Origin of the sequence: Dactylosporangium sp. NPDC000555, assembly GCF_040300025.1 — a bacterium.
In the GTDB taxonomy this organism is placed as follows: domain Bacteria; phylum Actinomycetota; class Actinomycetes; order Mycobacteriales; family Micromonosporaceae; genus Dactylosporangium.
Window position 1 is genome coordinate 21733 of the sequence record NZ_JBEPDB010000078.1, and the last position, 24472, is coordinate 46204.

General features: G+C 73.4%; 21 protein-coding genes. 13 read left to right on the forward strand and 8 right to left on the reverse strand.

Annotated elements, in window-relative coordinates; all coding sequences use genetic code 11:
* Positions 1 to 10: 10 nt before the first annotated feature.
* Together ABT297_RS33670 and ABT297_RS33675 are read right to left on the reverse strand one after the other, a co-directional pair.
* Complete coding sequence (locus ABT297_RS33670; protein WP_350556509.1) at positions 11 to 217, reverse strand: hypothetical protein; 207 nt, start codon at positions 215 to 217, stop codon at positions 11 to 13.
* Between the two features lie 446 nt (positions 218 to 663).
* Positions 664 to 1095 (reverse strand): MarR family winged helix-turn-helix transcriptional regulator, encoded by a 432-nt coding sequence (locus tag ABT297_RS33675; RefSeq protein ID WP_350556510.1) that lies wholly within the window; start codon positions 1093 to 1095, stop codon positions 664 to 666.
* A gap of 287 nt (positions 1096 to 1382) precedes the next feature.
* On the opposite strand from ABT297_RS33675, the gene ABT297_RS33680 reads away from it, so the two are divergent.
* Complete coding sequence (locus tag ABT297_RS33680) at positions 1383 to 2249, forward strand: LLM class F420-dependent oxidoreductase (protein ID WP_350556511.1); 867 nt, start codon at positions 1383 to 1385, stop codon at positions 2247 to 2249.
* 53 nt (positions 2250 to 2302) lie between these two features.
* Here the strand turns inward: ABT297_RS33680 and ABT297_RS33685 are convergent, their stop codons facing one another.
* Positions 2303 to 4069, reverse strand: a complete 1767-nt coding sequence (locus ABT297_RS33685; RefSeq protein ID WP_350556512.1) for a polysaccharide biosynthesis protein — start codon at positions 4067 to 4069, stop codon at positions 2303 to 2305.
* A gap of 116 nt (positions 4070 to 4185) precedes the next feature.
* Here ABT297_RS33685 and ABT297_RS33690 point away from each other — a divergent pair, with 116 nt between their 5' ends.
* Entirely contained in the window at positions 4186 to 5622 is a 1437-nt protein-coding gene (locus ABT297_RS33690) for a tyrosine-protein kinase domain-containing protein (protein WP_350556513.1), read from the forward strand.
* Here the strand turns inward: ABT297_RS33690 and ABT297_RS33695 are convergent.
* Positions 5597 to 6088, reverse strand: a complete 492-nt coding sequence (locus ABT297_RS33695) for an arsenate reductase/protein-tyrosine-phosphatase family protein (RefSeq protein WP_350556514.1) — start codon at positions 6086 to 6088, stop codon at positions 5597 to 5599. The two genes, ABT297_RS33690 and ABT297_RS33695, sit on opposite strands and share 26 nt — an antisense overlap.
* 27 nt (positions 6089 to 6115) lie before the next feature.
* Here ABT297_RS33695 and ABT297_RS33700 point away from each other — a divergent pair, with 27 nt between their 5' ends.
* From ABT297_RS33700 to ABT297_RS33750, 11 genes are all read left to right on the forward strand, one after another.
* Positions 6116 to 7246, forward strand: a complete 1131-nt coding sequence (locus ABT297_RS33700) for a DegT/DnrJ/EryC1/StrS family aminotransferase (protein WP_350556515.1) — start codon at positions 6116 to 6118, stop codon at positions 7244 to 7246.
* A complete protein-coding gene (locus ABT297_RS33705) occupies positions 7243 to 7818 on the forward strand; it encodes a sugar transferase (protein WP_350556516.1) in 576 nt (191 codons plus the stop codon). Before ABT297_RS33700 ends, ABT297_RS33705 begins: the two co-directional genes overlap by 4 nt.
* Positions 7815 to 8438 (forward strand): acetyltransferase, encoded by a 624-nt coding sequence (locus ABT297_RS33710; protein ID WP_350556517.1) that lies wholly within the window; start codon positions 7815 to 7817, stop codon positions 8436 to 8438. The genes ABT297_RS33705 and ABT297_RS33710 overlap by 4 nt, the downstream gene beginning before the upstream one ends.
* Positions 8435 to 9616, forward strand: a complete 1182-nt coding sequence (locus tag ABT297_RS33715) for a glycosyltransferase (protein WP_350556518.1) — start codon at positions 8435 to 8437, stop codon at positions 9614 to 9616. The genes ABT297_RS33710 and ABT297_RS33715 overlap by 4 nt, the downstream gene beginning before the upstream one ends.
* A gap of 20 nt (positions 9617 to 9636) precedes the next feature.
* Positions 9637 to 10878 (forward strand): lipopolysaccharide biosynthesis protein, encoded by a 1242-nt coding sequence (locus tag ABT297_RS33720; RefSeq protein ID WP_350556519.1) that lies wholly within the window; start codon positions 9637 to 9639, stop codon positions 10876 to 10878.
* Positions 10868 to 12124, forward strand: a complete 1257-nt coding sequence (gene wzy, locus ABT297_RS33725; protein WP_350556520.1) for an O-antigen polysaccharide polymerase Wzy — start codon at positions 10868 to 10870, stop codon at positions 12122 to 12124. The genes ABT297_RS33720 and wzy overlap by 11 nt, the downstream gene beginning before the upstream one ends.
* Entirely contained in the window at positions 12109 to 13338 is a 1230-nt protein-coding gene (locus ABT297_RS33730) for a glycosyltransferase family 4 protein (RefSeq protein WP_350556521.1), read from the forward strand. The genes wzy and ABT297_RS33730 overlap by 16 nt, the downstream gene beginning before the upstream one ends.
* Entirely contained in the window at positions 13328 to 15121 is a 1794-nt protein-coding gene (locus ABT297_RS33735; protein ID WP_350556522.1) for a DUF4012 domain-containing protein, read from the forward strand. Before ABT297_RS33730 ends, ABT297_RS33735 begins: the two co-directional genes overlap by 11 nt.
* An 83-nt stretch (positions 15122 to 15204) precedes the next feature.
* A complete protein-coding gene (locus ABT297_RS33740; RefSeq protein ID WP_350556523.1) occupies positions 15205 to 15942 on the forward strand; it encodes a hypothetical protein in 738 nt (245 codons plus the stop codon).
* A gap of 133 nt (positions 15943 to 16075) precedes the next feature.
* Positions 16076 to 17338 carry a nucleotide sugar dehydrogenase gene (locus ABT297_RS33745; RefSeq protein ID WP_350556524.1) on the forward strand — a complete coding sequence of 421 codons (1263 nt, stop codon included), beginning with the start codon at positions 16076 to 16078 and terminating at the stop codon, positions 17336 to 17338.
* Positions 17339 to 17382: 44 nt separating this feature from the next.
* Positions 17383 to 19221 carry a glycosyltransferase family protein gene (locus ABT297_RS33750; protein WP_350556525.1) on the forward strand — a complete coding sequence of 613 codons (1839 nt, stop codon included), beginning with the start codon at positions 17383 to 17385 and terminating at the stop codon, positions 19219 to 19221.
* Between the two features lie 24 nt (positions 19222 to 19245).
* Here the strand turns inward: ABT297_RS33750 and ABT297_RS33755 are convergent, their stop codons facing one another.
* The 4 genes from ABT297_RS33755 to ABT297_RS33770 all read right to left on the reverse strand — a co-directional run.
* Positions 19246 to 20730: a hypothetical protein gene (locus ABT297_RS33755; protein ID WP_350556526.1), complete on the reverse strand. Its 1485-nt coding sequence runs from the start codon at positions 20728 to 20730 to the stop codon at positions 19246 to 19248.
* Complete coding sequence (locus tag ABT297_RS33760) at positions 20727 to 21677, reverse strand: glycosyltransferase family 2 protein (RefSeq protein ID WP_350556527.1); 951 nt, start codon at positions 21675 to 21677, stop codon at positions 20727 to 20729. Before ABT297_RS33760 ends, ABT297_RS33755 begins: the two co-directional genes overlap by 4 nt.
* Before the next feature lie 47 nt (positions 21678 to 21724).
* Positions 21725 to 23767: a hypothetical protein gene (locus ABT297_RS33765; protein ID WP_350556528.1), complete on the reverse strand. Its 2043-nt coding sequence runs from the start codon at positions 23765 to 23767 to the stop codon at positions 21725 to 21727.
* A gap of 265 nt (positions 23768 to 24032) precedes the next feature.
* A partial coding sequence (locus tag ABT297_RS33770; RefSeq protein ID WP_350556529.1) for a sigma-70 family RNA polymerase sigma factor occupies positions 24033 to 24472 on the reverse strand: 440 nt, incomplete at its 5' end.

Here is a 24472-nt window from a genome sequence, read left to right on the forward strand (position 1 = left end):
GGATCTGGCGCTACTTGCCGATGACGACGACGCGTTCGGACGGCCGCAGCTGCGGCGGCGCGGGCGGCGCCGGCACTTCGCCGTTCTTCGCGGGCCGGCTCTCCGCGGCCGGTGTGTACTCGGCGGGGCCCTGGTGCGCCACGCCGATGCCGATGCCGAGGGCCAGCGCCACCACAGCGACGCCGGCCGATACACCGATGACGACTTTTTTGCGCACGTCGACTCCTTCGAGGGCAGCCGGGCATGGCGCGGCGACCGCGGAATACGCGGCGCCGACGCGGAGCGGGTTTTTTGCGAGAATCGAAGAGAGCGTCAGGAATGCGATGCCGCACGCAAGGACGAACCCACCGGATCTCCCATGGAACAAAGTTGTTCGGGGCCGGTTTCGCCACTGGCTCCCCGCCGGGCCGAATCGGCGACCAAGATGGACGCCCGGCGGATCTCTGCCTTCCCGACAGCCCGTTGCCGGGCTGGTTCACCTAAGGTAGCGGTCCGGGTGCAGCCGCGTTGTCAGCCAACGGGCGACGCAACGAGCCGCCGCCCGGATGACACGCGCCGCAACCGAGCGGGACTACCATGGCGGCGCGCGATAACCCGATGCGCGCCGGGCCGTGAGCCGGCGTCAGATCGCCGCCGCGATGACGGGTGCGGTCGCTCGACTCTTTACCGGACGGCCTCGATCAGGTCCGTGAGCTCGCGCATCAGGCGCTCGGCGCGGGCCGCTCCGAACGCGGCCTCCACGGCGCGGTGATGCGCGGTCGCCGCGTGGTCGAGGCGGCCCAGCAGCGCGGTGCCGGCCTCGGAGAGGTACACCGCGACCCGCCGCCGATCGTTCGGATCCTGACGACGGTAGACGAGCGCGCCGTCCACGAGCCGGTCGACGATCTTCGTCAGGGTCGGGTGCGGCATGAGCGCGGCCTCGGCGAGGTCGCCCATCGAGTGCCCACGGCCGTCCGAGAGCGCCTGCAGGATGCGCCAGTGCTCGACCGGGACGCCCTCGGGCTGCAGCCCCGCCGCCAACCCGCGGTTCACCGCCCGCTCGGCCTCGCTCAGCACGTAGCCGAGATGGGCCCGCAACCCGACCGCATCCACCATCGTCCCCCTGTTCGCCGGCCCGCCTAGGAAAGATACTCGGCGGCGTGAATGTGGTTCGGGTCGTCTCCGGCCCGCTCGAGGCCCGCCGCTGCCGGCCGAGCCGGACCGCGCGGTGCGGGTCGCGCTGGCCATGAGGTTTCCCAAGCGTGCCGACACCGCGGCCGGGCCGGAGTCCGACGAAGTCGTAACGAAGCGCAGAAGGTGAGAGAGGCGGGCATGGGGGGTGTGGGGGTGGGAACCCCCGCGGATACTCGAGCAAAGCGCGGGCCAGGCTGGAAACTGGGAGCATGAAGCTTGGTTTGCACTACTGGAACTTCGCCAAGCCGGCCCAGCCGGAGGCGATCGCCCCGACCCTGCGCGAGACGGCCTTGATCGCCGAGCAGTCGGGGGTCGCCGTGTTCACGGTCATGGATCACTACTTCCAGATGGAGGCGACCGCGCCGGCCGAGGAGCCGATGCTCGAGGGCTACACGACGCTCGGGTATGTCGCGGCGGTCACCTCGCAGATGCAGCTGGGCCTGCTGGTCACCGGCGTGATGTACCGCCACCCGGGACTGCTGGCCAAGATCGTCACCACGCTCGACGTGCTCTCCGGCGGGCGTGCCCGGCTGGGCATCGGCGCCTCGTGGTACGAGCGGGAGCAGCGAGGCCTCGGCGTGCCGGTCGTGCCGGTCGCCGAGCGGTTCGAGCGGCTTGAGGAGACGCTGCAGATCTGCCTGCAGATGTGGAGCGGCACGGTCGGGGAGTACAACGGCACGCACTACCGGTTGACCGAGACGCTGAACTCGCCGGCAGCGCTCAGCCGCCCGCACCCGATGATCATGATCGGTGGCGGCGGGGAGAAGAAGACGCTGCGCCTGGTGGCCAAGTACGGCGACGCCTGCAACCTCTTCGCCAGCTCGTCCGCGGAGGTGGCCCGCAAGCTTGACATCCTGCGCGCCCACTGCGACGCCGAGGGCCGCGACTACGACTCGATCATCAAGACCGTGGTGATCATGCGCCCCGTGCTGGCCGACGTCGACGGCTGGCTCGCCTACGCCGACGAACTCGCGGCGCTCGGGATCACCGAGATCCAGGCCATGCCGGACCGCAACCCGGTCGAATTCGCCACCGAGTTGGCCGAGAAGGTTCTGCCGCGGCTCGCGGTCATCTGAGCCGTCCGGACCATTAGTCCACTTTGGACTAAGCCGGGAGCTCGCCAAGGCGGTCAGCCGCTGCGAGCGGCGGACAGCGTCGGTACGTCGATAGCCACCTCGGGCACCACACAGAGGTCCGACATGGCGCCGGCCAGCGCGGACGGCGGGAGCGGCCGGGCGGCCAGCGCACGGGCCAGCGCGGGATCCAGCGGGGGGACCCACACGTGTGAGATGAGCGGGTGCAGGGGCCGGACGTCGGCCTCGCCGGTGCCGAACAACTCCTCGTGCAGCTTCTCGCCGGGGCGCAGGCCGGTGTACACGATCTCGACCGGCGCGTCGCCGATGAGCTGGCGGGCCAGGTCGGCGATGCGCGCGGGGGAGCCCATGTCGAGCACCAGGGCCTCGCCGCCGGCGCCGATCGCGGCTGCCTGGATGACCAGCTGGACGGCCTCGGCGACGGTCATGAAGTACCGCGTGACGCCGGCGTCGGTGACGGTCACCGGGCCGCCGGCCGCGATCTGCGCGCGGAACGCGGTGACCACCGAGCCGCGGCTGCCGAGGACGTTGCCGAAGCGGACGTTGAGGTACCCGTGGTGGGCGGTCAGCCGCTCGGTGATCCGCTTGGACCAGCCGAGCACGCTGATCGGGTTGGCCGCCTTGTCGGTGGAGATGTTGACCAGGCGCGACACGCCCGTGGCGGCGGCCGCCTCCAGCACGTTGAGTGTGCCCAGGACGTTGGTCTGCAGCGCCTCCGCGGGGTGGCGCTCGAGCAGCGTGAGGTGCTTGAGCGCGGCGGCGTGGAAGACGACCTCGGGGCGGCGCGCCTCGAAGACGGCCCGGATCGTCGCCGCGTCGCGCAGGTCGGCGAGGATCAGCGACGGGTCGTCGAGCAGTGCGCGGCCGTGGATGGACAGCTGCACGGCGTGCAGGGCGGACTCGTCGCGGTCGAGCATCATGAGCTCGGCCGGGGCGAAGCGGTGCAGCTGGCGGCACAGCTCCGAGCCGATCGAGCCGCCGGCGCCGGTCACCAGGACGCGGCGGCCGGTGAGGTAGTCGCCGATCGCGGCGAGGTCGGTGTCGATCTGCCGGCGCCCGAGCAGGTCGGAGAGCTGGACGTCGCGGACCTCGGCCACGCTGACCGGCCGGTCGAGGGAGTCGTCCAGCGAGGGCAACACTTTGAGGAAGTACCCAGATCCCGAGTACCGCGACAAATCGGACCGCACCGAGCGCAGCAGCGAGCCGTCCTCGTTGCGGACGGCGAAGATGACCCCGGCCGCTCCGGTCGAGACCAGCGCGTCCCGCAGTGCGCTTCGCCCGCCCAGCACGGAGATTCCCGAGATGCGCAGCCGGTGCTTGTGCGGATCGTCGTCCAGGAAGCCCACCGCGCGGTACCGGCAGTGCCGGTCCCGCCGCATCGCCGCGAGCAGCCGGTGGCCGGCGGCGCCCGCGCCGTAGACGAGCACCGGGACGGTCGCGTCGCGGGCCGGGCGGCGGGCCAGGCGGGTCCAGCGGATCGCCACCATCGCGAGCAGCGCCGCCGCGCCGCCGAGGACCGGGACGACCCGTGGCGCGGGGGCCAGCGCGACCAGTAGCCCGCACGCGATCGACACGGTCGCCACCAGGGCGCGCAGCTCCGCCATCGACGCGTACTCGTAGCGCCGCCGGTACAGCCGCACCGGCCAGGCCACCGCCGAGTGCAGCGCGGCCGCCAGCAGCAGTGTCCCCGCCGCCGCGGCCAGGGACGGGCGCGCCAGCGCCACGGCGAGGGCGAGCCCGCCGGTCCAGGCGTACAGGTCGGCGGGCCAGTCCCCGGGCCCCGCGGGTCGGTGATCGTCCACGCGACGATTCTTCATGAATTACCGACAAATTTCGGCGTAAAAGCCGTATCGCACCCCAAAGCCCATCGTGAAATGTCACGCTGGGTCGAACGATCGGCTACGGGAGGTCATGGCGTATGGAGCTGCGCGACTACGTCAGCGCGGTCCGCAAACGCTGGTGGCTGGTGGCCACGACGGCGTGCCTGGCGCTGGTCGCCGCGGTCGTCGTGACCGCCCGGACCGCCCCGACGTACGCGGCGAACGTCACCTTCTTCGTCAGCACGCCCAGCAGCGGCATCACCGACGCCTACCAGGGCGGCCTGTTCTCCCAGCAGCGCGCGCGGTCCTACGTCAACCTCGTGGGCAGCGACCGGCTCGCCGGCGCCGTCGCCGCGGACCCGGCCGTCGGGCTCGACGCCGGCGAGGTGCGGCGGCGCATCAGCGCGCGGACCGTCCCGGACACGGTGCTGCTGGAGGTCACCGTCGTCGACACCGACAGCGCCCGCGCCCTGCGCATCGCCCAGGCGGTCGCGACCCGGTTCGCCGCGCTCGTGGCGACGCTCGAGACCCCGCCCGGGGGCAGCGACCCGACCGTGCGCGTGGACGTGGTCACCGGGCCACGGGTCAGCACCGACCCGATCAGCCCGCAGCCGGTGCGCAACTTCGCGATCGCGCTGCTGCTGGGGCTGATCGCCGGGGCCGCCGCGGCCGTCATGCGGGAGATCCTGGACAACAGCATCCGGTCGGCGGCGGCACTGCGGCAGGCGACGCGAAAGGCGATTCTGGCCGCGGTACCGCATGACGCGCACACGATCGAATCCCCGCTGCTCGTCGAGGACGCGGCCTGGTCGCCGCGCGGCGAGGCGATGCGGCACCTGCGCACCAACCTGCAGTTCGTCGACCCGGACCGGCGGGCCCGCTGCGTCGTGGTGACCAGCGCGCTGCCCGACGAGGGCAAGTCCACGATCGCCTGCAACCTGGCCATCGTGCTCGCCGAGGCCGGCCACCGGGTTCTGCTCGTCGACGCGGACGTGCGCCGGCCGAAGCTCGCCGGATACCTCGACCTGGAGGGCGCCGTCGGCCTGACCAACGTGCTCGTCGGCCAGCTCGACCTGGACACCGCGGTGCAACGCTGGGGCGAGCGGGAGCTGTGGGTGCTGCCCAGCGGCTCGATCCCGCCCAACCCCAGCGAACTGCTCGGCTCGCAGCAGATGGCCCGGCTGCTGACCCAGGTCAGCGAGGCCTACGACTACGTCGTCGTGGACAGCTCCCCGCTGCTGGTCGTCACCGACGCCGCCGTGGTCGCCAGTCGCGCCGACGGGGCCGTGCTGGTGACCCGAGCCGGGCGCACGACGGTCGCGCAGGCCCAGGCCGCGGTCCTCGCGATCGAGGCGGTCTCGGCCCGGCTGTTCGGCTGCGTGCTCAACGGCGCCAAGGGCGGCAACGGCGACGGCTACACATACGCGTACTACGGCCCGCACGAGGCCGAGCGCCCGCGCCACCGGTCATCGGCCGCGCCGGAGGTGACCGCCGGGGAGCCGGTGGCGGTCAAGGCCGGGACGCGAGGAGCCTGAGGATGGTGCTGATCGTCCCGGCGCACTCCCGGAAGCCCTCGATCGGCCCGCCGTACGGGTCGTCGAGGTCGTCGTCGCCGGGCGTGCCCGGCTGCAGCCGGCCGCGGACCCGCGCGACCTCCTCGGGTCCGCAGCCCGGCGGCAGCGCGGCCAGATACCGCCCGTACTGGCGCAGCGTGAACGTCCTCGCCGCCGTCGACGGGGCCAGCGTCACGCAGTGCGCCCGCTCGGCCCGGCTCGCGGTGAGCACCAGATCGGCCCCGGTCAGCAGCGGCGGCGTCACCCGGCGGCTACGGAAACCCTCCGGGTCGGCGCCCGCCTCGCGCAGCACGGCCTCGGCGTGCGCGGGCATGGCCAGGCCCGGCACCGCGTGCGTACCGGCGCTGCCGGCCTCCAGCCCGAGCGCGCGGGCCATCCGCTCGGCCATCGCGGACCGGCACAGGTTGGCCCGGCAGACGAAGAGCATCAGGGTGGACTCCAGCGGGGGTGTGTGGTGAACGCGCGGATCTTCCTCTCGGCCCCCGACGTGTCCGGCGTCGAGGAGCGCTACCTGGTCAACGCGCTGAGGTCCGGCTGGGTCGCGCCCGTCGGACCGGATCTCGACGCGTTCGAGGCGGAGGTCGCCCGCCGGTGCGGCACCGCGCACGCCGTCGGGGTCAGCTCCGGCACCGCCGCGCTGCACCTGGCACTGCTGGCGGTCGGCGTCGGGCCCGGCCAGGCGGTCGTGGTGCCGACGCTGACGTTCGCGGCGACCGCGAACGCCGTCGTCTACACCGGCGCCGAGCCCGTCTTCGTCGACAGCCGACCCGGCGACGGCAACGTCGACCCCGACCTCGTCGCCCGCGCCGTGGCCGACCTGCGCCGCGAGGGGCGCACGGTGGGCGCGATCGTGCCCGTCGACCTGTTCGGGGCCTGCGCCGACCACGAGGCCCTCGCCGCCGCCGTCGGCGGGCACGGCGTGCCGATCGTCGAGGACGCCGCGGAGGCGCTCGGCGCGACCCGGAACGGGCGGCCGGCGGGCTCGTTCGGCCGGGCCGCGGCGTTGTCCTTCAACGGCAACAAGATCCTGACCACGTCCGGCGGCGGCATGCTCGTCACCGACGACGCGGAACTCGCCGCCCGCTGCCGGCACCTGGCCACCCAGGCCCGCGAGCCGGTGGCGCACTACGAGCACCGCGACGTCGGGTACAACTACCGCCTCAGCAACCTGCTCGCGGCGCTGGGGCGGGGGCAGCTGGCCCGGCTGGACGAGATGATCGCCCGGCGCCGGCAGCTGCGGGAGCGGTACCTGAAGCTCTTCGCCGCCGCCGACGGCACCCACCTGCTCGGCGAGGGCGACCCCGGCGCCAACTGCTGGCTCACCACGCTGGTCGTGGACGAAGAACGGGCCGGCTGGGCCGCGCCCGACCTCGGCGCATGGCTGGCCGAGCGGGACATCGAGACCCGGCCGGTCTGGAAACCGATGCACGCCCAGCCCGTGTACCGCGGCCGCCGCGCCTGGCTGACCGGCGTCGCCGACCGGCTCTTCGCCACTGGCCTCAACCTACCCAGCGGCTCCGGCCTGCGCGAGGACGCCCAGCGGCGCGTGTTCGACGCGATCAACGACTTCCTGGACGCGCGATGAGGCGAGCCCTGGACGTGCTCGGCGCCGCGCTGGCCGCCCTGGCGCTCGCCCCGCTCATCGCCGCCACCGCCGTTTTCGTGCGCGCGACCCTCGGCGGTCCGGTGCTCTTCCGGCAGGAACGCGCCGGGCTGCACGGCGCGCCGTTCACGCTGGTCAAGTTCCGCTCGATGCGCGAAGGCCCGGGCGAGGACGCCGAGCGGCTCACCGCCGCCGGGCGCTTCCTGCGCGCCAGCAGCCTCGACGAGCTGCCGGCGCTGTGGAACGTGCTGCGCGGTGAGATGAGCCTGGTCGGCCCGCGCCCGCTGCCGGTGTCCTACCTGGCGCGCTACACCGACGAGCAGCGCCACCGGCACGACGTGCGACCCGGCATCACGGGCCTGGCCCAGGTGCGCGGGCGCAACGCGTTGAGCTGGGAGCAGAAGTTCGCCTACGACCTCGAGTACGTGCGCAACCGGTCGCTCCGGCTGGACCTGCGCATCCTCGCCGAGACGGTGCGCACCGTGCTGCGCCGCGACGGCATCACCACGGCAGGTGCGGCCACCGCCCACGAGTTCGAGGGTGTCCGCGGATGAAGAACGGGCTGGTGATCGTCGGCTGCGGCGGCCACGGTCGGGAACTGCTGATGATCGCGCGGGCGTCCGGCCAGCCGGTGCGCGGCTTCGTCGACGACGGGCCGAGCCAGCGCAACCTCGACCGCATCGCCGCGCTCGGCGTGCCGTTCCTCGGCTCGACCGCGCGGCTGAGCGACGAGCGGCCGTCGATCGGCTACGTGATCGGCATCGGCGACCCGCGCGTCCGCGCGCGCATCGACGACGACCTGCGCCGGCACGGCCTCGCCGCGGCGTCGCTGGTCCACCCGGCGGCGACGATCGGCCCGGACACGGTGGTCGGCGAGGGATTCGTCGCCTTTCCCGGCGCGCGGGTCACCACCAGCGTCACCATCGGCCGGCACGTGCACCTCAACCAGAACTGCACCGTCGGCCACGACGCGGTGCTGTCGGACTTCGTGCAGGTCAACCCGCTCGCCGCGATCTCCGGCGACTGCCACATCGGCCCGGGCGTGCTCATCGGCACCACCGCGTGCCTCCTGCAGGGACTGCGGGTCGGCGCGGACGCCACGGTCGGCGCCGGGGCCTGCGTGACCCGCGACGTGGCGGCGAAGACGACCGTGAAGGGGGTCCCGGCCCGATGAAGGTAGCTCTGGTGATCAAGACCGCCGACGGCGGCCGGTGGACCCTGCCGCACGTCGACGAGCTGCGCGAGCGCGGCCACGACGTGGTCGCGGTGCTGCCGCCGGGCAGCGAGGGGCAACTGCGCAAGGCGCTGCACGACCGCGGCGTCGACGTCGTGCAGTCCGCGTTCGACTTCCGCTTCCGGCCCGGGCCGGCGACGCTGCGCGGCCTGCTCGGGCTGCGCCGGCAGCTGCGTGGCCTCGACCCGGACGTGGTGCACTACCACCTGTACGCCTCCGCGCTGGCCTGCCGCCTCGCCGCACTGGGCCTCCATGCCGCTCGCGTGCACATGGTGCCCGGGCCGCTGTTCCTCGAGTCGCCGCTCATCCGGGCCGTCGAGCGGCTGCTGTGCCGGCTCGACGATGTCACGATCGGCGGCAGCGAGCACGTCGCCCGCCGCTACCGCGAGCTCGGGCTGACCGAGGAGCGGACCCCGGCGATCCCGTACGGCGTCGACGTCGAGCAGTTCGCGCCGCCCTCGGCCGCCTACCGGGCCGCGTCGCGCGACGCCCTCTGCGCCGGCGACGACACGTTCGTCGTGTGCATGGTCGCCTACGTCTACGCGCCGAAGCGGCTGGTGCGCCCGGGCCGCGGCGTGAAGGGCCACGACGTGCTGCTCAGCGCCTGGCGGGAGTTCACGCGGGACCGCCCCGACGCCCGGCTGGTGTTGCTCGGCGGGGGCTTCGACGCGGCCGGCATCGCGTACAAGCGGCAACTGCTGGAGCGCTTCGACGTGGCGACCGACCACACCGTCGACTGGCACGACTCGGTGCTCGACGTGCGCGACTGCTACGCCGCCGCGGACTGCAGCGTCAGCCCGTCGCTGTCGGAGAACCACGGCGCGGCGCTGGAGGCGGCCGCGATGGGCGTGCCGAGCATCGTCTCCGACGCCGGCGCTCTGCCGGAGACGCTGGACCCGGCCTCGGGCTGGGTGGTGCCCCGCGACGACCCGGCGGCGCTGGCCGGTGCGCTGCGCGCGGCGTACGCCGACTTCCGGGCCGGCACCCTGGCCCGGCGCGGCGAGCTGGCCCGCGAGCGCGCGGAGCGGCTGTTCGCCCAGCGCCCGGCCGCCCGCGCGGTCGCCGACGTGCTGGAGCGCGCCGCACGGCAGCGACGCGGGCGCAGAGCCGGCGCGTGATGACCACCACGCGGCATCGCGTGAGCCCGGTGCGTCCGTCGTTCACCGGCAACCTCACCTGGGGAATCGCCGGCAACGGGGGATACGCCCTGTGCCAGTGGCTCGTCCTCGTCGTGATCGCCCGTCTGGGCTCCCCGGCGATGGTCGGCGACTACGCGCTCGGCCTCGCCGTCGGCGCCCCGGTGGTGCTGCTGGCGAACCTGTCGCTGCGCACCGTCCTGGTCACCGACCCCAACGGCGAGCACCCGTTCCGCCGCTACCTGCGCATCCGGCTAGCCGCGATGGGGCTCGCGATAGGCATCATCGCCGCCGCGGTGGCGCTCCTCGACCTTCCGGCCGCGGTGGTACTGCTGGTCGGCGCCGCGAAGGCGTTCGACGGCGTCGGCGACATCTACCTGGGCCTGCTGCAGCGCCACCACGACCAGCGCGGCATCGCGGTGGCGCAACTGGTCAACGGCGGGCTGAGCGTCGCGCTGACCGCGGCGCTGCTCTACGGCACAACCAGCGTCGCGTGGGCCGCGGCCGGCTCCGCGGCGGCGTCGCTCATCACGTGGCTCATGTGCTGCGCCCCGCTCGCCGGGCGGCTGCGCAACCGGCCCGACCCGCGGCTGCCGCACGGCACCCACCGGGCCGCCGGCGGGGTCGCCGGGCTGCTGTGGGTCGCGCTGCCGCTCGGCCTGGCCTCCGGGGTCTCCTCGCTGACCGTGAACGTGCCCCGCTACGCGCTGCAGGACCACCTCGGCGCCGCCGCGCTGGGCGTGTTCGCCGCCGCCGGATACCTCGTGCTGACCGGCAACGTCTTCTTCTCCGCCGTCGCGCAGACCCTGCTGCCGCGCCTGGCCGAGCTGCGCGCCAACGGCACCCCCGAGGGCTTCCGCGGCCTGCTGCGCCAGGCGCTGCTCGGCGTCGGCGTGGCCGGCGGGCTGGGCGTGTGCGCGGCCGGGCTGTTCGGCTCCGCGCTGCTGCGCGCGCTGTACGGCGACGAGTACGCCGGCCCGTCCGGCGAAGGCGGCCGGGTGCTCACCGTGCTGACGCTGGCCACCGTGCTCGGCGGCGCCTGCTTCGTGCTCGACGCCGGGCTGTCGGCCGCGCGCCGCTTCACCGGCCAGCTCGCGGTGAACGCGGTCGTGCTCGTCGCCGCCGGCCTCGCCGCGCTGGCCCTGGTGCCCCGCTACGGCGTGCTCGGCGCGGCGTGGGCCACCGCGGCCGCCGCGGCCGTGCACTGCGCGCTGAAGTGGGAGGTGCTGCGGCGTGCCCGTTGACCTCGCGGCGCGGCCCTGGCAGTCGGTGGTCCTGGCGGCCCTGGCCGTGCCGGTGCTGCTCATCGTGGGGGGCCGGCGCGACATGCTGGCCTACCTGGCCGCGTACTTCTTCGTCTTCGGCTTCGGCCCGGTGGTGAGCCACCTGCTCGGCGGCACCATCTACTTCGGCACCAACACGCTGCTCATCGGCCGGGCCGCGCTCGGGCTGCTGCTCGCCTTCGCCGGCCTGCTCATCGCCGGGCTGCTCGTACGGCAGCGCCGCCGCGTGGCCGACCCGCTGACCCGCCCGCCCGCGCGCCGCCTGCCGCTGGTCCCGGCGGTGCTCGCGGTGCTGGCCGGCTACGGGCTCGCCGTCCTGGCCTGGGGCGGCCCCGGGTTCCTGGCCGGCAGCACGGCGGGCACCAAGCTCGACCACATCGCCGTCGCCGGCCCCGGCCACTACGACTACCTGCTGCTGGAGATCTGTGCGTGCGCGCTGTACTTCGTGGCGTACGAGACCTCCGCCGGCCGGTTCGCGTACCGGCTCAACCTCGCCGTCTACATCGCCTACTGCCTGGCCACCGGCGAACGCGACTTCATCTTCGTGCTCTTCGCGCTGGTGCTGCATCAGGAGGTGGTGCGCGGCAAGCGGCTGCCGCGGCCGCTGCTGTGGGGCGTGGCGCTGCTGTTCGGCGCGACCGCGCTGTTCGGCCTGCGCGGCGGCGGGGCGATCGAGGGCTCCGACGCGAGCCAGATCCTCAACCAGGGCTCGGTGCTCTTCGTCGACACCTGGGTGATGACGCACGTGCCGTCGGTCGAGCCCTACCAGCACGGGGCCAGCTACCTGCACGCGCTGCTCAATCTCGTGCCCGGGCAGCCGCAGATCCCGCTGTCGCAGTGGCTGGTCGACCGATACGCGCCGGGCAGCGCCTCCGGCTACGGCTTCTCGCTCACCGGCGAGGCGTACGTCAACTTCGGCCTGGCCGGCATCCCGGTGGTCTTCGCGCTGCTGACCCTGGCGCACCGGTGGCTGGTGAACCGGATCGACCGGGCGCCGGCCTACGCCTACGCCAGCCTGCTGTTCACGGTCGCCTGGATGTACGGCTTCCGCGGCGACAGCCAGTCGCTGATCAAGACCTGCGTCTACGGCATGCTGTTCTACGGCGTGATCCGGCTCGTGTCCGTGCGTCTGACCGGCGAGAGCGGCGAGACCGTCGAGGCCAAGGACGTCCCGGCGAAGGAGGTGCCGGCGTGCGCCTCGTCGTGAGCAGCGAGCAGCGGTATCTGCGCACGCCCGACGGGCGCGTCTGGTCCACCACCGGCACCGCCAACGACTTCTGGCAGCGGTACCGCGCGGTCTTCGACGAGGTGCGGGTGGTGGCCCGGGTCGCGGACCGGCCCGGCCGCCCGCCCGGCGCGCAGCGGGTCGACGGCGACGGGGTCGAGGTCTTCGCGCTGCCACACTACGTCGGGCCGGCGCGGTACCTGCTGCGCCTGCCCCGCCTGCGGGCCGCGGTGCGCGCGGCCGCCGAGCCCGCCGACGCGGTCCTGCTGCGTGTGCCGTCCGCGATCGGCACGCTGCTGCACCGCGTGCTGCGCCGCCGCGGCACCCCGTTCGGGCTGGAGGTCGTCGGCGACCCGTACGACGTGTTCGCGCCCGAGGCATCCCGGCACCCGCTGCGCCCGCTGCTGCGCCGGTGGTTCACCCGCCGGCTGCGTGCCCAGTGCCGCGCCGCGTCCGCGGTGTCCTACGTGACCGAGCGGGCGCTGCAGGCCAGCTATCCGGCCGCGCCCGGGGCCGTCACCGTCGCGTACTCGAGCATCCAGCTGGAGGAGAGCGCCTTCGCCGAGCGGCCGCGCCGGGCGGCCGGCGCCGCGCGGGTCGCGATCCGGCTGGTCAGCGTCGCCTCGCTGGAGCAGCCGTACAAGGGCGTCGACGTCCTCATCGAGGCCATGCCGCTGCTGGTCGACGCCGGGTTGGAGCCGAGCCTGGTGCACGTCGGCGACGGCCGCTGCCGCGCCGGCCTGGAGCGGCTGGTCCGCGAGCGGCGCCTGGGCGACCGGGTCTGCTTCGCCGGCGCCGTGCCGCCCGGCGCCGCCGTCCGGCTGTTCCTCGACGACGCCGACCTGTTCGTGCTGCCCTCGCGCACCGAGGGCCTGCCCCGGGCGCTCATCGAGGCGATGGCCCGCGGCCTGCCCGCCGTCGCCACCGGCGTGGGCGGCGTCCCCGAGCTGCTCAGCACCGCCCGGCTGGTGCCGCCCGGCGACCCGATCGCGCTCGCCCGCGCGATCATCGCGCTCGCCGCCGACCCCGCCGCGATGGCCGCCGCCTCCGCGCGCAACCTGGCCCGCGCCCGCGACTACTCCGCCGAGACCCTCGCCCGCCGCCGTGCGGACTTCTACCGCGCCCTGCGCGTCCGCACCGTGCCAGATCCATTGCGCCCAGATCGCATCGAGGAGGTGGTCAGCGGTGCTGATTGAACGCCTGAGGCGCGCGCTGCGCACGCCCCGGCGGCGGTTCGTCGCCGCCGGCATCGTTCTGGTCGTGGTGCTCGCCGGGGCCGGGCTACGCCTGGCGACGGTGGCCGCCGACGCGGCCGGGCACCTGCAACGGGCCGCGGCCCTGGTCGGCGACCTGGAGCGGCAGGTGCGCGGCGGCGACCTCGCGGCCGCCCGGGCCACCGCGGCCGACCTGCGCCGGCACGCCGCCGCGGCGCGGGCCGACACGCACGGGCCGAGCTGGTGGCTCGGCCGCAACCTGCCGCTCGCCGGCGACGACCTGACCGCGGTCGCGGCCGTCGCCGACGCCGTGGACGCCCTCGCGGCCAAGGTGCTGCCCCCGCTGCTCGACGCCGCCGACGGCATGAGCGGCGCGATGAGACACGGATCCGCGGGTACCGAAGCCGATCTCAAGGCGGTGCGGGCGGCCGCCCCGCGGATCGCCGAGGGGGCCGCCGCCGCCCGTGCGGCCCAGCGCCGCCTCACCGGCCTCGACCGCGACGGGCTCGAGCCGCGGGTACGCGCCGCGCTCAAGCGGGTGACGGACGGCCTCGACCGCGTCGTGCCGCTGCTCGACCCGGCCGCGCGGGCCGCCCGGCTGCTGCCCGCGCTGCTCGGCGCCGGCGGACCGCGGACCTATCTCGTGCTCTTCCAGAACCTCGCCGAGGTGCGGGCCACCGGCGGGATGCCGGGCGCGTTCGCGGTACTGCAGGCGGACCACGGCCGGATCAGCCTGATCGAGCAGGGCACCGCGGCGAAGACCCTGCGCCAGTTCGACTCGCCCGTGCTGCCGCTCGATCCCGACCAGGAGGACCTGTTCACCGAGCGGCTGGGCACATATCCGGCCAACGTGAACCTCACCCCGGACTTCCCGACCGCCGCCGTGCTGATCCGCGAGATGTACCGGCAGCGCTCCGGGCGCACCGTCGACGGGGTGCTCGCGACCGACCCGGTGGCCCTGGCGTACCTGCTCGCCGCGACCGGCCCGGTGCCGCTGCCCACCGGAGGTCAGCTGACCGCCGCGACCGCGGTGCGACAGCTGCTGTCCGAGGTGTACCTCACGATCGCCGCCGAGCCGGACCAGGACGCCTACTTCGCCGGCGCGGCCAAGGCCGTCCTCGACCGGCTCATGGCCGGCGTGCCGGTGAGCGAGGACCTGGCCTCCGCGCTGTCGCGGGCCGCGTCCGAGCGCCGGCTGCTGGCCTGGAGCGCGCACCCCGACGAGCAGGCCGAGATCGCCGGGACGGTGTTCGCCGGCACCCTGCCCGCCGACGACGGCGCCCAACCGACCGTCGGCGTCTTCCTCAACGACGGCACCGGCGCGAAGCTCGACTACTACCTGTCCCGCTCGGCGACCCTGGAGACGGGCCGGTGCCTGGAGGGCGGCATGCGTCCGCTGCGGCTGAGCGTCACGCTCGCCTCGAACGCGCCGAAGACCGGCCTGCCGCGCGGCGTGCTCGGGCTCGGCCTGGCGGGGGACTACACGATGCGCACCAACGTCCTCGTCTACGCGCCGACCGGCGGCTCGCCCGTCGCCGCCCGGCAGGACGGCGCCCCGGTGGACTTCGGCACCGGCCTGGAGAAGGACCGCGAGGTCGCGGTCTTCACCGTCGACCTGGCGCCCGGTGCGCAGAGCACGATCGTCGTCGACCTGGTGACCGCCGCGATGCCGGCCCAGGACACCGTCGAGCCGCGCTTGATCACGACGCCCGGGGTCACGCCGTGGACCACTCGGCTGTCGCCTGGCCCGGCCTGCCAAAAATGAGCATGCGAGAAATAGTCCAGTTCACCCTTATAGAGGGGATTTGCGGGTTTACGGTGAACCCGGGGAGAGGAGAGGGAGAGCCAATGCGAGCCCGAAAAAGAACGGCGCTGACATCACTCGCCGGCCTCGCCGGCGCCGTCGTCGCGGCGGCCGTGCTCGGCGCGCCGACCAGCGCACAGGCCGCCCCCGAGGGGGCTTATCCGGCACCCGCCCCGGCCATCCGGGTGAGCGCGGGTTCGATCACCACCGGGGAGGCGGTGCGCCTGCAGGGGCGCGGCTTCATCGCCGGTGAGTCGATCCAGATTCGCGTCCAGTACCGGATCACCCGCGACTCCGGCGGCTACGACAACCCGTGGGGCGTCAACGTCAAGGGCGACCGCCGCGCCGACGGCCAGGGCCGGTTCTCGGCCCGGGTCCGGCTGGGCATGCCCGGCTACGCGATCATCAAGGTCACCGGCGCGCAGTCGCACAAGACGCTGTCGGTCGCCGTACGCGTCCAGGCCTGGCGCAACCCGTGGCCGGACGACATCTTCGCCGGCACGCCGCTGGGCTCCAGCCCCGTCCGTGGCCACTGGGACGGCGGGGATCGGCCGGTCGGCTTCTTCGGCCCGTTCCGCAACGGCTGGTCGCCGTTCCATCTGGTGTCCAATGAGTTGCCGGCCGGCGAGGGCCAGGCGGGCACCGAGGTCGCCGCGCCGGCCGCGCGGCACGAGGAGCACCGAACCTACGGCGCCGACCTGGTGGTGGGCCTGCTGGGCCTGACCGCCCTGATCGGCAGCGGCCTGATCACGCGCCGCGGCATTCGCCGTCGTAGCAACTGACGCCGCCGGGCCTTCCCGGTCGGCATGCCGCGCAGGCAATCCGACATAACGATTTTTGAGTATCCCACGCGATCCAGTACGGCCCGTCGGTGCGCACGCCCGGCGGGCCGCACAGTTCCCGGATAGGATGATCATGGGCAAAGTCGTCATCATCGGGCAGGGTTACGTCGGCCTGCCGCTGGCCATCCGCGCCGTCGAGGCCGGCGACGACGTCGTCGGGCTCGACACCGACACCGACCGCGTCAAGTCGCTCGGCGCCGGGCTCTCCTTCGTCGAGGACGTCTCCGACGAGCGGCTCGCCCGCGCGCTGGAGACCGGCCGGTACCGGCCCAGCGACGACTACGGGGACGCGGCCGGCTTCGACACCTGCGCGATCACCGTGCCCACCCCGCTCACCGACGGGGTGCCCGACATCGGCCACATCGAGCACGCCGCCCTGCGCATCGCGCCGCACCTGCGGCCCGGCTGCACGGTGATCCTCGAGTCGACCACCTATCCGGGCACCACCGAGCGGGTGCTGCGGCCCCTGCTGGAGCACGCGAGCGGGCTGCGCACGCCCGACGACTTCCACCTCGGGTACAGCCCGGAGCGCATCGACCCGGGCAACCCGACCTGGCACCTGGAGAACACGCCGAAGCTCGTCTCCGGCATCGACGAGAGCTCGCTCGACGCCACCCGCGCGTTCTACGAGCGCTTCGTCGAGCGGCTGGTGCCCGTCTCCGCGCCGCGGACCGCCGAGCTGACCAAGCTCTTCGAGAACACCTTCCGGCACATCAACATCGCGCTCGTCAACGAGCTGGCGATCGTCGCGAACAAGCTCGGCATCGACGTGCGCGAGGCGATCGGCGCGGCGGCGACCAAGCCGTTCGGGTTCATGGCGTTCGACCCGGGTCCCGGCGTCGGCGGGCACTGCCTGCCGATCGACCCCTCCTACCTGTCGTGGCAGGTCAAGCGGGAGGTCGGGCAGCGCTTCCGGTTCATCGAGCTGGCCAACGACGTCAACGAGGGCATGCCGCGGTACATCGTGCAGCGCCTCGCCGCCGGCCTGAACGCGCGGTTCAAGCCGATCAACGGCAGCCGCATCCTGCTGCTGGGCCTGGCGTACAAGAGCAACGTGGGCGACCTGCGCGAGTCGCCGGCCCGCGCGGTCGCGGAGCTGCTCGTCGACCTCGGCGCCGACGTGCGCGCGGTCGAGCCGCACGCGCTGCCGCGCGACGTCGGCGCCCTCGGCGGGGTGACCCTGGTCGACCTGACCGCCGTCGAGGTGATGGCGGCCGACGCGGTCGTGCTGCTGACCGATCACGACGATCTCGACTATGCGCTCGTGGAGGAGCACGCGCAGTACATCTTCGACACCCGCGACCGCTGTCGAGGGCGAGTCGTCGAACGTCTTTAGCGGCCTGGGACCCGGCGCTCAGGAAGGTTCGATACCCTGCCGCGGTGCCTGTAGCCCCGACTCGCCTGTTGCTCGTCCGCGCCGGGCTCGTGTTCGGCGGTGCGGCGGTGCTGCTGGTCGAGCTGCTCTCGGCAATCGGCCTGCTCAACCGCCTCACGATCGCGATCGCCTGGGCCGCCGCGGCGATTGCGACCGGATATTTCGGACGTAAGCGTCTCATCGGAATATTTCCGATCATTCGCGACCGGTGGCGCGAGGCCTCCCGCGTCGAGCGCGTGATGGCGTCCCTGCTCGGCGCGCTGTTCCTCGCCGACCTCGTCATCGCCCTGATGTCGCCGCCCAACAACTTCGACTCGCAGACGTATCACCTGCCCAAGGTCGAGCACTGGGCGGCGCGGGGCAGCGTGGACTTCTACCCGACCATCATCGACCGGCAGCTGGCCATGGCGCCGGGCGCGGAGTACATCCTGCTGCACCTGCGCCTGCTCACCGGCGGCGACGCGCTCTACAACCTCGTCCAGCTCGCGGCCGGCGTCGGCGCCGTGCTCATCGCCTCGCGGATCACCGCCCAGCTCGGCGGCGGCCGGCGCGCTCAGCTGGTCGCGGCGCTGATCTTCGGTACGATCCCCATGGTCCTTCTGGAGGCGACGAGCACCCAGACCGACCTCGTGACCGCGCTGTGGGTGGGCAGCGTCGCCACCCTCGTCCTCGACGAGCTGCGCCGGCGCACCTCCTGGCCCGCGGTGCTGCTGATGGGCACCGCCGCCGGGCTGACCCTGGTGACCAAGGCGACCGGCCTGCTCGCGGCGGGCCCGCTGCTCGTCGTGTGGTTCGCCGCCCAGCTGCGGCAGCGCCCGGCCGGCCGCGCCGTGCCCCTCACCGTGGCCGTCGTCCTGGCCAAGGCCGCGGTCATCGCCGGGATCATGGCGCTGATCTCCGGGCCGTTCCTCTGGCGCGTGCAGACCACGTACGAGCACCCGCTCGGCCCGGGCCACCTGCGCGACTCCATCTCCATGCAGCGCCACGACCCGGCCTCGGTGCTGATCAACGCGCTGCGCATCGGCGAGACCGCGCTGCAGACCCCGGCCGGCCCGGTCGCCGCCGGCCCGATCAGGGGCCTGGCCCACGCCATCGGCGTCGACCCGGACGCGCGCGACATCACGTACTGGAACACGACCTACCCGTACGAGTCCTGGCCGCCGGACGAGGACCGCGTCTCGCTGCCGGTGCAGGGCACGCTCATCCTCATCGGCGCCGCCGTCCTGCTGTGGCGCCGCTCGCCGGCCCGCCTCTACGCCGCGGTGTTCTGGATCGCCGTGCTCGCCTACGTGACCACGGTCAAGTGGCAGCCCTGGGGCAACCGGCTCATCGTGTTTCTCATCCTGCTGGGCACCCCGCTCGCCGCCCTCTGGGTCGACCGTCTCCTCGCCGCCCGCCGGCGCGCGATCGCCGGCGCGACCGCGCTCGCCCTCGCCGGCGGCGCGCTGGCCGGCGTGTTCGCCGTCTCGTACGGCTGGCCCCGCCGCCTGGTCGGCCACGGCTCGGTGTTTATCACGAGCACGCAGGACGAGCGTTTCATCCGCCGCCCGGAGTGGGGCAAGGATTACGTCTGGGCCGCCGACGCCGTACGGTCCTCGGGCGCGAAGCGGGTCGGGCTGCTGCAGGGCTACAACACGTGGGAGTACCCGTGGTGGATCCTGCTGCGGGGCAGCGAGCTGGTGTCGCTGCAGTCGCTGCAGGCGGACATGCCGCCCCCCGCGATCGACACGGTGGACGCGGTGCTGTGCGTCGACCCGCCGAACGGCTGCGCCAACTACATCCCGCCGTCGTGGAACCCGCAGACCCACGGCTCGGTGACGTACGCGATCCGCCCGAAGCCCTGATTCCCGGGCCGCGGCCGGGGGCGGTCAGGAGACGGCGGGCTCGGGCTCCGGGGCGACCTCGGCCGGCGCGTCGCGGTGCAGCAGCGTGCGGGCCTCGCCGGCCGCGAGCAGCAGCCAGATCGCGCCGTTCGTGCCGCCGATCAGCCAGTCCTCGGTGACGATCGTCGGCACCACCGCGAGCGCGCCGATCGTGAACCAGGCGGCGGGCAGCGTGCCGTCCCGGCGGCGGCGCAGCGCCTGCCACCCCAGCAGGCCCAGGCCCAGCACGAACGCCGCGGCGCCGAACACGCCACCGCGGCGGAACGCGCCCACCGCGGCGTTGTCGGTGTTGAGCTGGCGGCGCGGGCCCTCGATCGGGTTGCCGTCGTTCACGCGCTCGACCACGGCCCGCGAGGTGCGCGCGTCGCCGAAGGCCTTCTCGGCCCAGCCGGCATCCTTCCAGTCCACCCAGACCTGACGCCAGGTGTCGGTGCGGCCGCTGGTGACGTCGCCCTGGTTGTTGAACCGGTCGCGCAGCAGGAACTGGGACCCGTTGCTGATCGTCAATACGATGAGCAGCACCACGAACGGGGTGCCCACCGAGAGCCAGCCGGAGCGGGACGGGAGCCGGTCGACGTCGTCGCGCTTCGCCTTGTTCGCGCTGAAGTAGCTGGTGTAGAGGACCAGGCCCAGGTGGACGACCGCGGCGGCCGCGGCGAAGACGAAGGCGGTGCGCGAGTTGCTGATGGACAGCACGAGCGTGGCGAGCGCGGCCACGCCGAGGCGCTGCCAGGCGGCCATCGCGCGGTCGAAGCCGATCCGGATGCCGGCCACGACCATGAGGCCGGCCAGCGAGTTCGGGTGGTAGTAGAGCCCGGGGCCGCCCCAGAAGCGGTCGGTCATCAGCCGCGCGGAGGCGTTGTCCGGGATCGCGTGGACCCTGTCGAACAGGCTGCCGGAGCCGACGAGGAGCAGGGCCGCGATGCCGAGCAGGATCGCCGCGGCCATGCCGACCGACAGGTCCCGGCCGCGCCGCTTGGCGGTCGTGTTGAGCGCGATGAGCGCGAGCACGGCGAGCGTGAACACGCCCGCGTAGGCGACGCGCTGGCCGGCCACCTTCCATTGCGCGACGAGCACCGCGCCGAGGATGCCGAAGAACCAGTACGCCAGGCCCAGCCAGGCCGTGCCGAGGCGGGACAGCGACCGGGCCGAGCGCAGCCACGGCCACGCCCACACCGCGAAGACGACCACCTCGATGGCGAGGACCGCCCAGATGATTCCGGGCCGCTTGGTCGCGGTCCAGGTCAGGATGCCGGCAATCACGAACAGCCCGCCGAGGACCAGGCCCTGCCGCGTGAGGCCCGGCAGGCTGAGCGCGAGCCCGACCACGGCCATCGCGATCAGGCCCGCCGCGAACGCGGCCGCCGACTGCCCGATCGAGTCCGTCCGGGTGTACTCCAGGACGCCCGCCAGCAGCGCGATCACGATCGCCGCGGCAGCGCCCGCCGCGCGGCCCTTCGAGCCGGTCATTCGGCGTCCGCCCCGGCCCGGCGGCGGCTGAGGAAGAAGTCGCGAACCACCCGGCGCGGACCGGCCGGTACCAGCCAGACCTGCAGGAAGGTGACGTAGTCGGTGAAGCTCGGCTCGCCGTGCCGCCGGGCCTCGCGCAGCAGGTCGAAGAAGACCCGCGGGCTGCGGCTGGCGGCGGCCATCGAGCCGACCACGCTCATCGCGAGCGCCGCATAGGCGCGGGGCGTGACCCGCGGTCGGGTCTGCTGCAGCCATTCCAGCGACTGCTTCCACGGCGCGTCGAAGCTGATCCGGGGCCGGTTCTCGTCGGCATACCAGATGACGAGGGGCTCCTCGGCGTAGATGAGGTCGACGCCGTCCTCCTGCAGGCTGCGCAGCGTCCAGTCGAGCTCCTGCAGCCGGCGCAGCCCGTCGGCGAACGGCACCTTCCGCAGCAGCGCGGTGGGCGCCATGATCGTTGAGGTCTGGATGAAGCCGTCGCCGTGGAACAGGCCGTGGCGTACGGCGAGGTACTCGCTGATCGGCTCGTCCGGCGCCGGGATTCGGCGAGGCATGATCAGCTCGGCGCGCGGGGTGCGCATGTAGAGCCGGCTGCCCACGATCGGCAGCGCCACCCCGGAGGCGTGGGCCCGCTCGAGCTGCGTGGCCAGTTTCTCCGGCAGCCACTCGTCGTCGTCGTCCAGGAACGCCACCCAGTCCGCCTGCGCATGGTCGACGCCGCGATTACGCGCGTTCGGCGCGCCGCCGGACGTCGGCAGCTCGACCGGGCGGATGCGTTCGTCGCCGACCGCCCTCAGCGCGTCGACGGTCGCTTGATCGGGGCCGTCGATCACCACCACGACCTCGATCTCCCGTATCGTCTGGCCCAGCGCGCTCCGGACGGCGCGGACCACCAGTTCGGGCCGGTTGCGGGTGGGAATGACGACGCTGACCTCAGGTCTTTGCACGATGACCAATCCGTCTCAGTTGCGGTGCTGCGCCACCACACGGAGTCCTACGGGTTCGCTGGCGTAGCGTACACGACCTGCACTTTCGTCGGATATTTCGCAGCCAGCGCGCGAGCGGCCGCGATGTTGGTCGGCGCGGCCGGGTCGCCGAACGCCACCGGGAGCGGCTGACCAGGCCGAACGTTCGGCCGGTAGGGGCGGCTCCCATCGACGACGAGCAGGCTCGCCTCGGGGCTGTGCACGAAGAAGCGGACGGGCAGCGGGCTCTCCCGCACGAGTCGGTCCATGTCCTCGATGGTGCCGTTGCTGCTGGCGGATCCCGGGTACAGAAACTCCGACCAGGCCGGGAAGTACCGGTACTGGCGCAGCAGCGCGGCGGCGCCGAGGGTCGCCGACCAGTTCCGCCACGGGCCGCCCATGAGGTCGACGTTCACCGCCCCGCCGCCGTCGGGGAACATCCGGGCCATCAGCAGCGCGTCGCGGGCCGACTCCGGAGTGCCACGGTCCTTGCCCATGGCCAGTTTGATGCCGGGCGCGACCGGTGTGGTGTGCCATTCGCCACCCGCGACCGCCAGCAGGCCGACGACCGGTAGCGCGATCGCCACCCGTGCCGCGGCGCCGAGCCCAGGCCGGAACCGGACCAGGCCGCCGAGCGCGCACAGGCTGACCACGATGAGCAGGTGCAGGAGCTTGTCGAAGTAGTACACCGGGTGATCGATCACGGCCGTTTGATACAGCCCGAGGCCGGCGGCGAGCGCGAACGCGACGGCGAGGGAGAACAGCGCCGCACGGTGGCTTGGCGCGCGCAGCCCGCGCCGCACGAGCACGGCGAACACGGCCAGCGCCAGCAGGGCCACCGTCGCCGGGCGGTCGACGACCCTCGCCGTGCCGTTGAGCAGCAGCTGCGATCCGCTGGAGGCGGCCATCGCGGTCAGCGGCCCGATCGAGGTGACGACCGCGAGCGGGGCGGCCGTCAGCCAGCCCCACCAGAACCGCCACAGCCGCGCGCGCCAGACCCACCATAGGGCGACCAGCCCGCCGTACGGCAGGAACAGCGGGTAGCTGAACGAGATCCCGATAAGCAGCAGCGCCACGGTCGCGGTCTGTTCGCCCGGCCGTGGCAGTGGGCGGACGACGATCGCGGTGAGCACCGCCGCGCAGGCGAGGCCGGCGAGCTCGTTCGGGTAGCCGCGGGAGAGCACCGTGACCGGGTCACCGAGCACCAGCCAGGCGGCGGCGATCAGCAGGACGGGCAGCAGCCGGGCGGCGGACGCGCCGGGGCCGGCCAGGCGGCGCACCGCCCACAGCACGGCGAGGGCGAGCAGCAGGAACGTGCTGACGAGCAGCCAGATCATGACGTCGGCGGCGGCGCCGGGCGAGGTGCGCCCGGTCGTCGAGGAGATGAAGTGGCCCAGCACCGCGTACGCGAAGTGCAGGCCCTGCGGGTAGTTCGCGATGCCTTCGAGCTCCCCGTCCGGCACGAACGGGCGCAGGGCCTCGGGGCGCATGAACAGGTAGCCGCCGGTACGGCCGATGGCGTCGTACAGCAGGTAGTGGCGCGCGATGTCCTCGCCCGCGAGCGGCAGGCCGAGGCGGCCGCCGAGGTCGCGGGCGGTGTACGGCACCAACGAGATCACGGCGACGCCGGCGAACACGATCGCGAGCAGCACGTCGGCGGGGCGCCGGACTCTACGCGTGGGTGGGGTGAGGCGGCCCGTCGCCGCGGCGATCAGCACAAGGACGGTCAGGGCGACGCCCGCGACCAGGGTCGGGTGCAGATGGCGGGACGAGGCCGGCCAGAGCGTGATGGCCAGGCCGAACACGCACGCGGCGCCGAAGAGCTGGGCGCAGGCGAGCACGAACCGGCCGAGCAGTCCGAGGCCGCCGCGCTGCACCGCCATCGTGCCGGCGAGCACCAGCACCGGCAGTAACGCATCCAGGCGGACCGGGTGGGCGGCCAGCGGCACGAGCCAGGCCAGAAGCAGGGCGAACGCGACCCGTAGAGCCGGGGTGCGGCGGCCGGTGCGGCCGCCGTTAGATCTCTCGCCTGTCATGCCGTCGCCGGTCCTGGGCCGTGTCACCGTCAGCACATGCATTCTCCGTATCGGCGGCCGCTTCGCCTTGCCGGAAGGTGACGATATCGCGTCCCCGTCCCGGTATTATCCGATGTAGCGTGTATGTCACGACTGAAGGTGATGGACGGCCGCTTTCACCCTTTGGTGGAACATCCGGGCACGTCAATCGCATTCGTTCGCGGCCGCTCCATGCCGGAGCGCGGCATCGCCGGAGCGAGCTGAACAGACGCCCCCGCACCCGGGCGGGTGCGGGGGGCGACGGCTTCGATGTTGCCCCCGCTTACCTGGCTTGCTCGGCCATCGAGCTCAGCTCGATTCGCAGCGTGCGCAGCGCGGCGGCCAACAATCGCGACACGTGCATCTGCGAGATGCCCAGCTCGGCCGCGATCTGCGTTTGGGTCAGGTTGCCGTGGAAGCGCATCGCGATGATCTTCTGCTCCCGCTCCGGGAGCTTGGCCAGCAGCGGGCGCAGCGCCTCGCGATTCTCCACGTTCTGCATGTCCGGGTCCTCGGCGCCGATCAGGTCGCCCAGGCCGGCGGCGATCTGGTTGCCGCCGTCACCGCCGGCCGGGGCGTCCAGCGACAGCGCACGATATGCCTGCCCGCAGTCCAGGCCCTCGATGATCTCCTCCTCGCTCACCCCGAGCCGGGTGGCGAGGTCGGCCACGGTCGGCGAGCGGCCGAGATCCTGCGCGAGCTCGTCGGAGACCTTGCTGATCT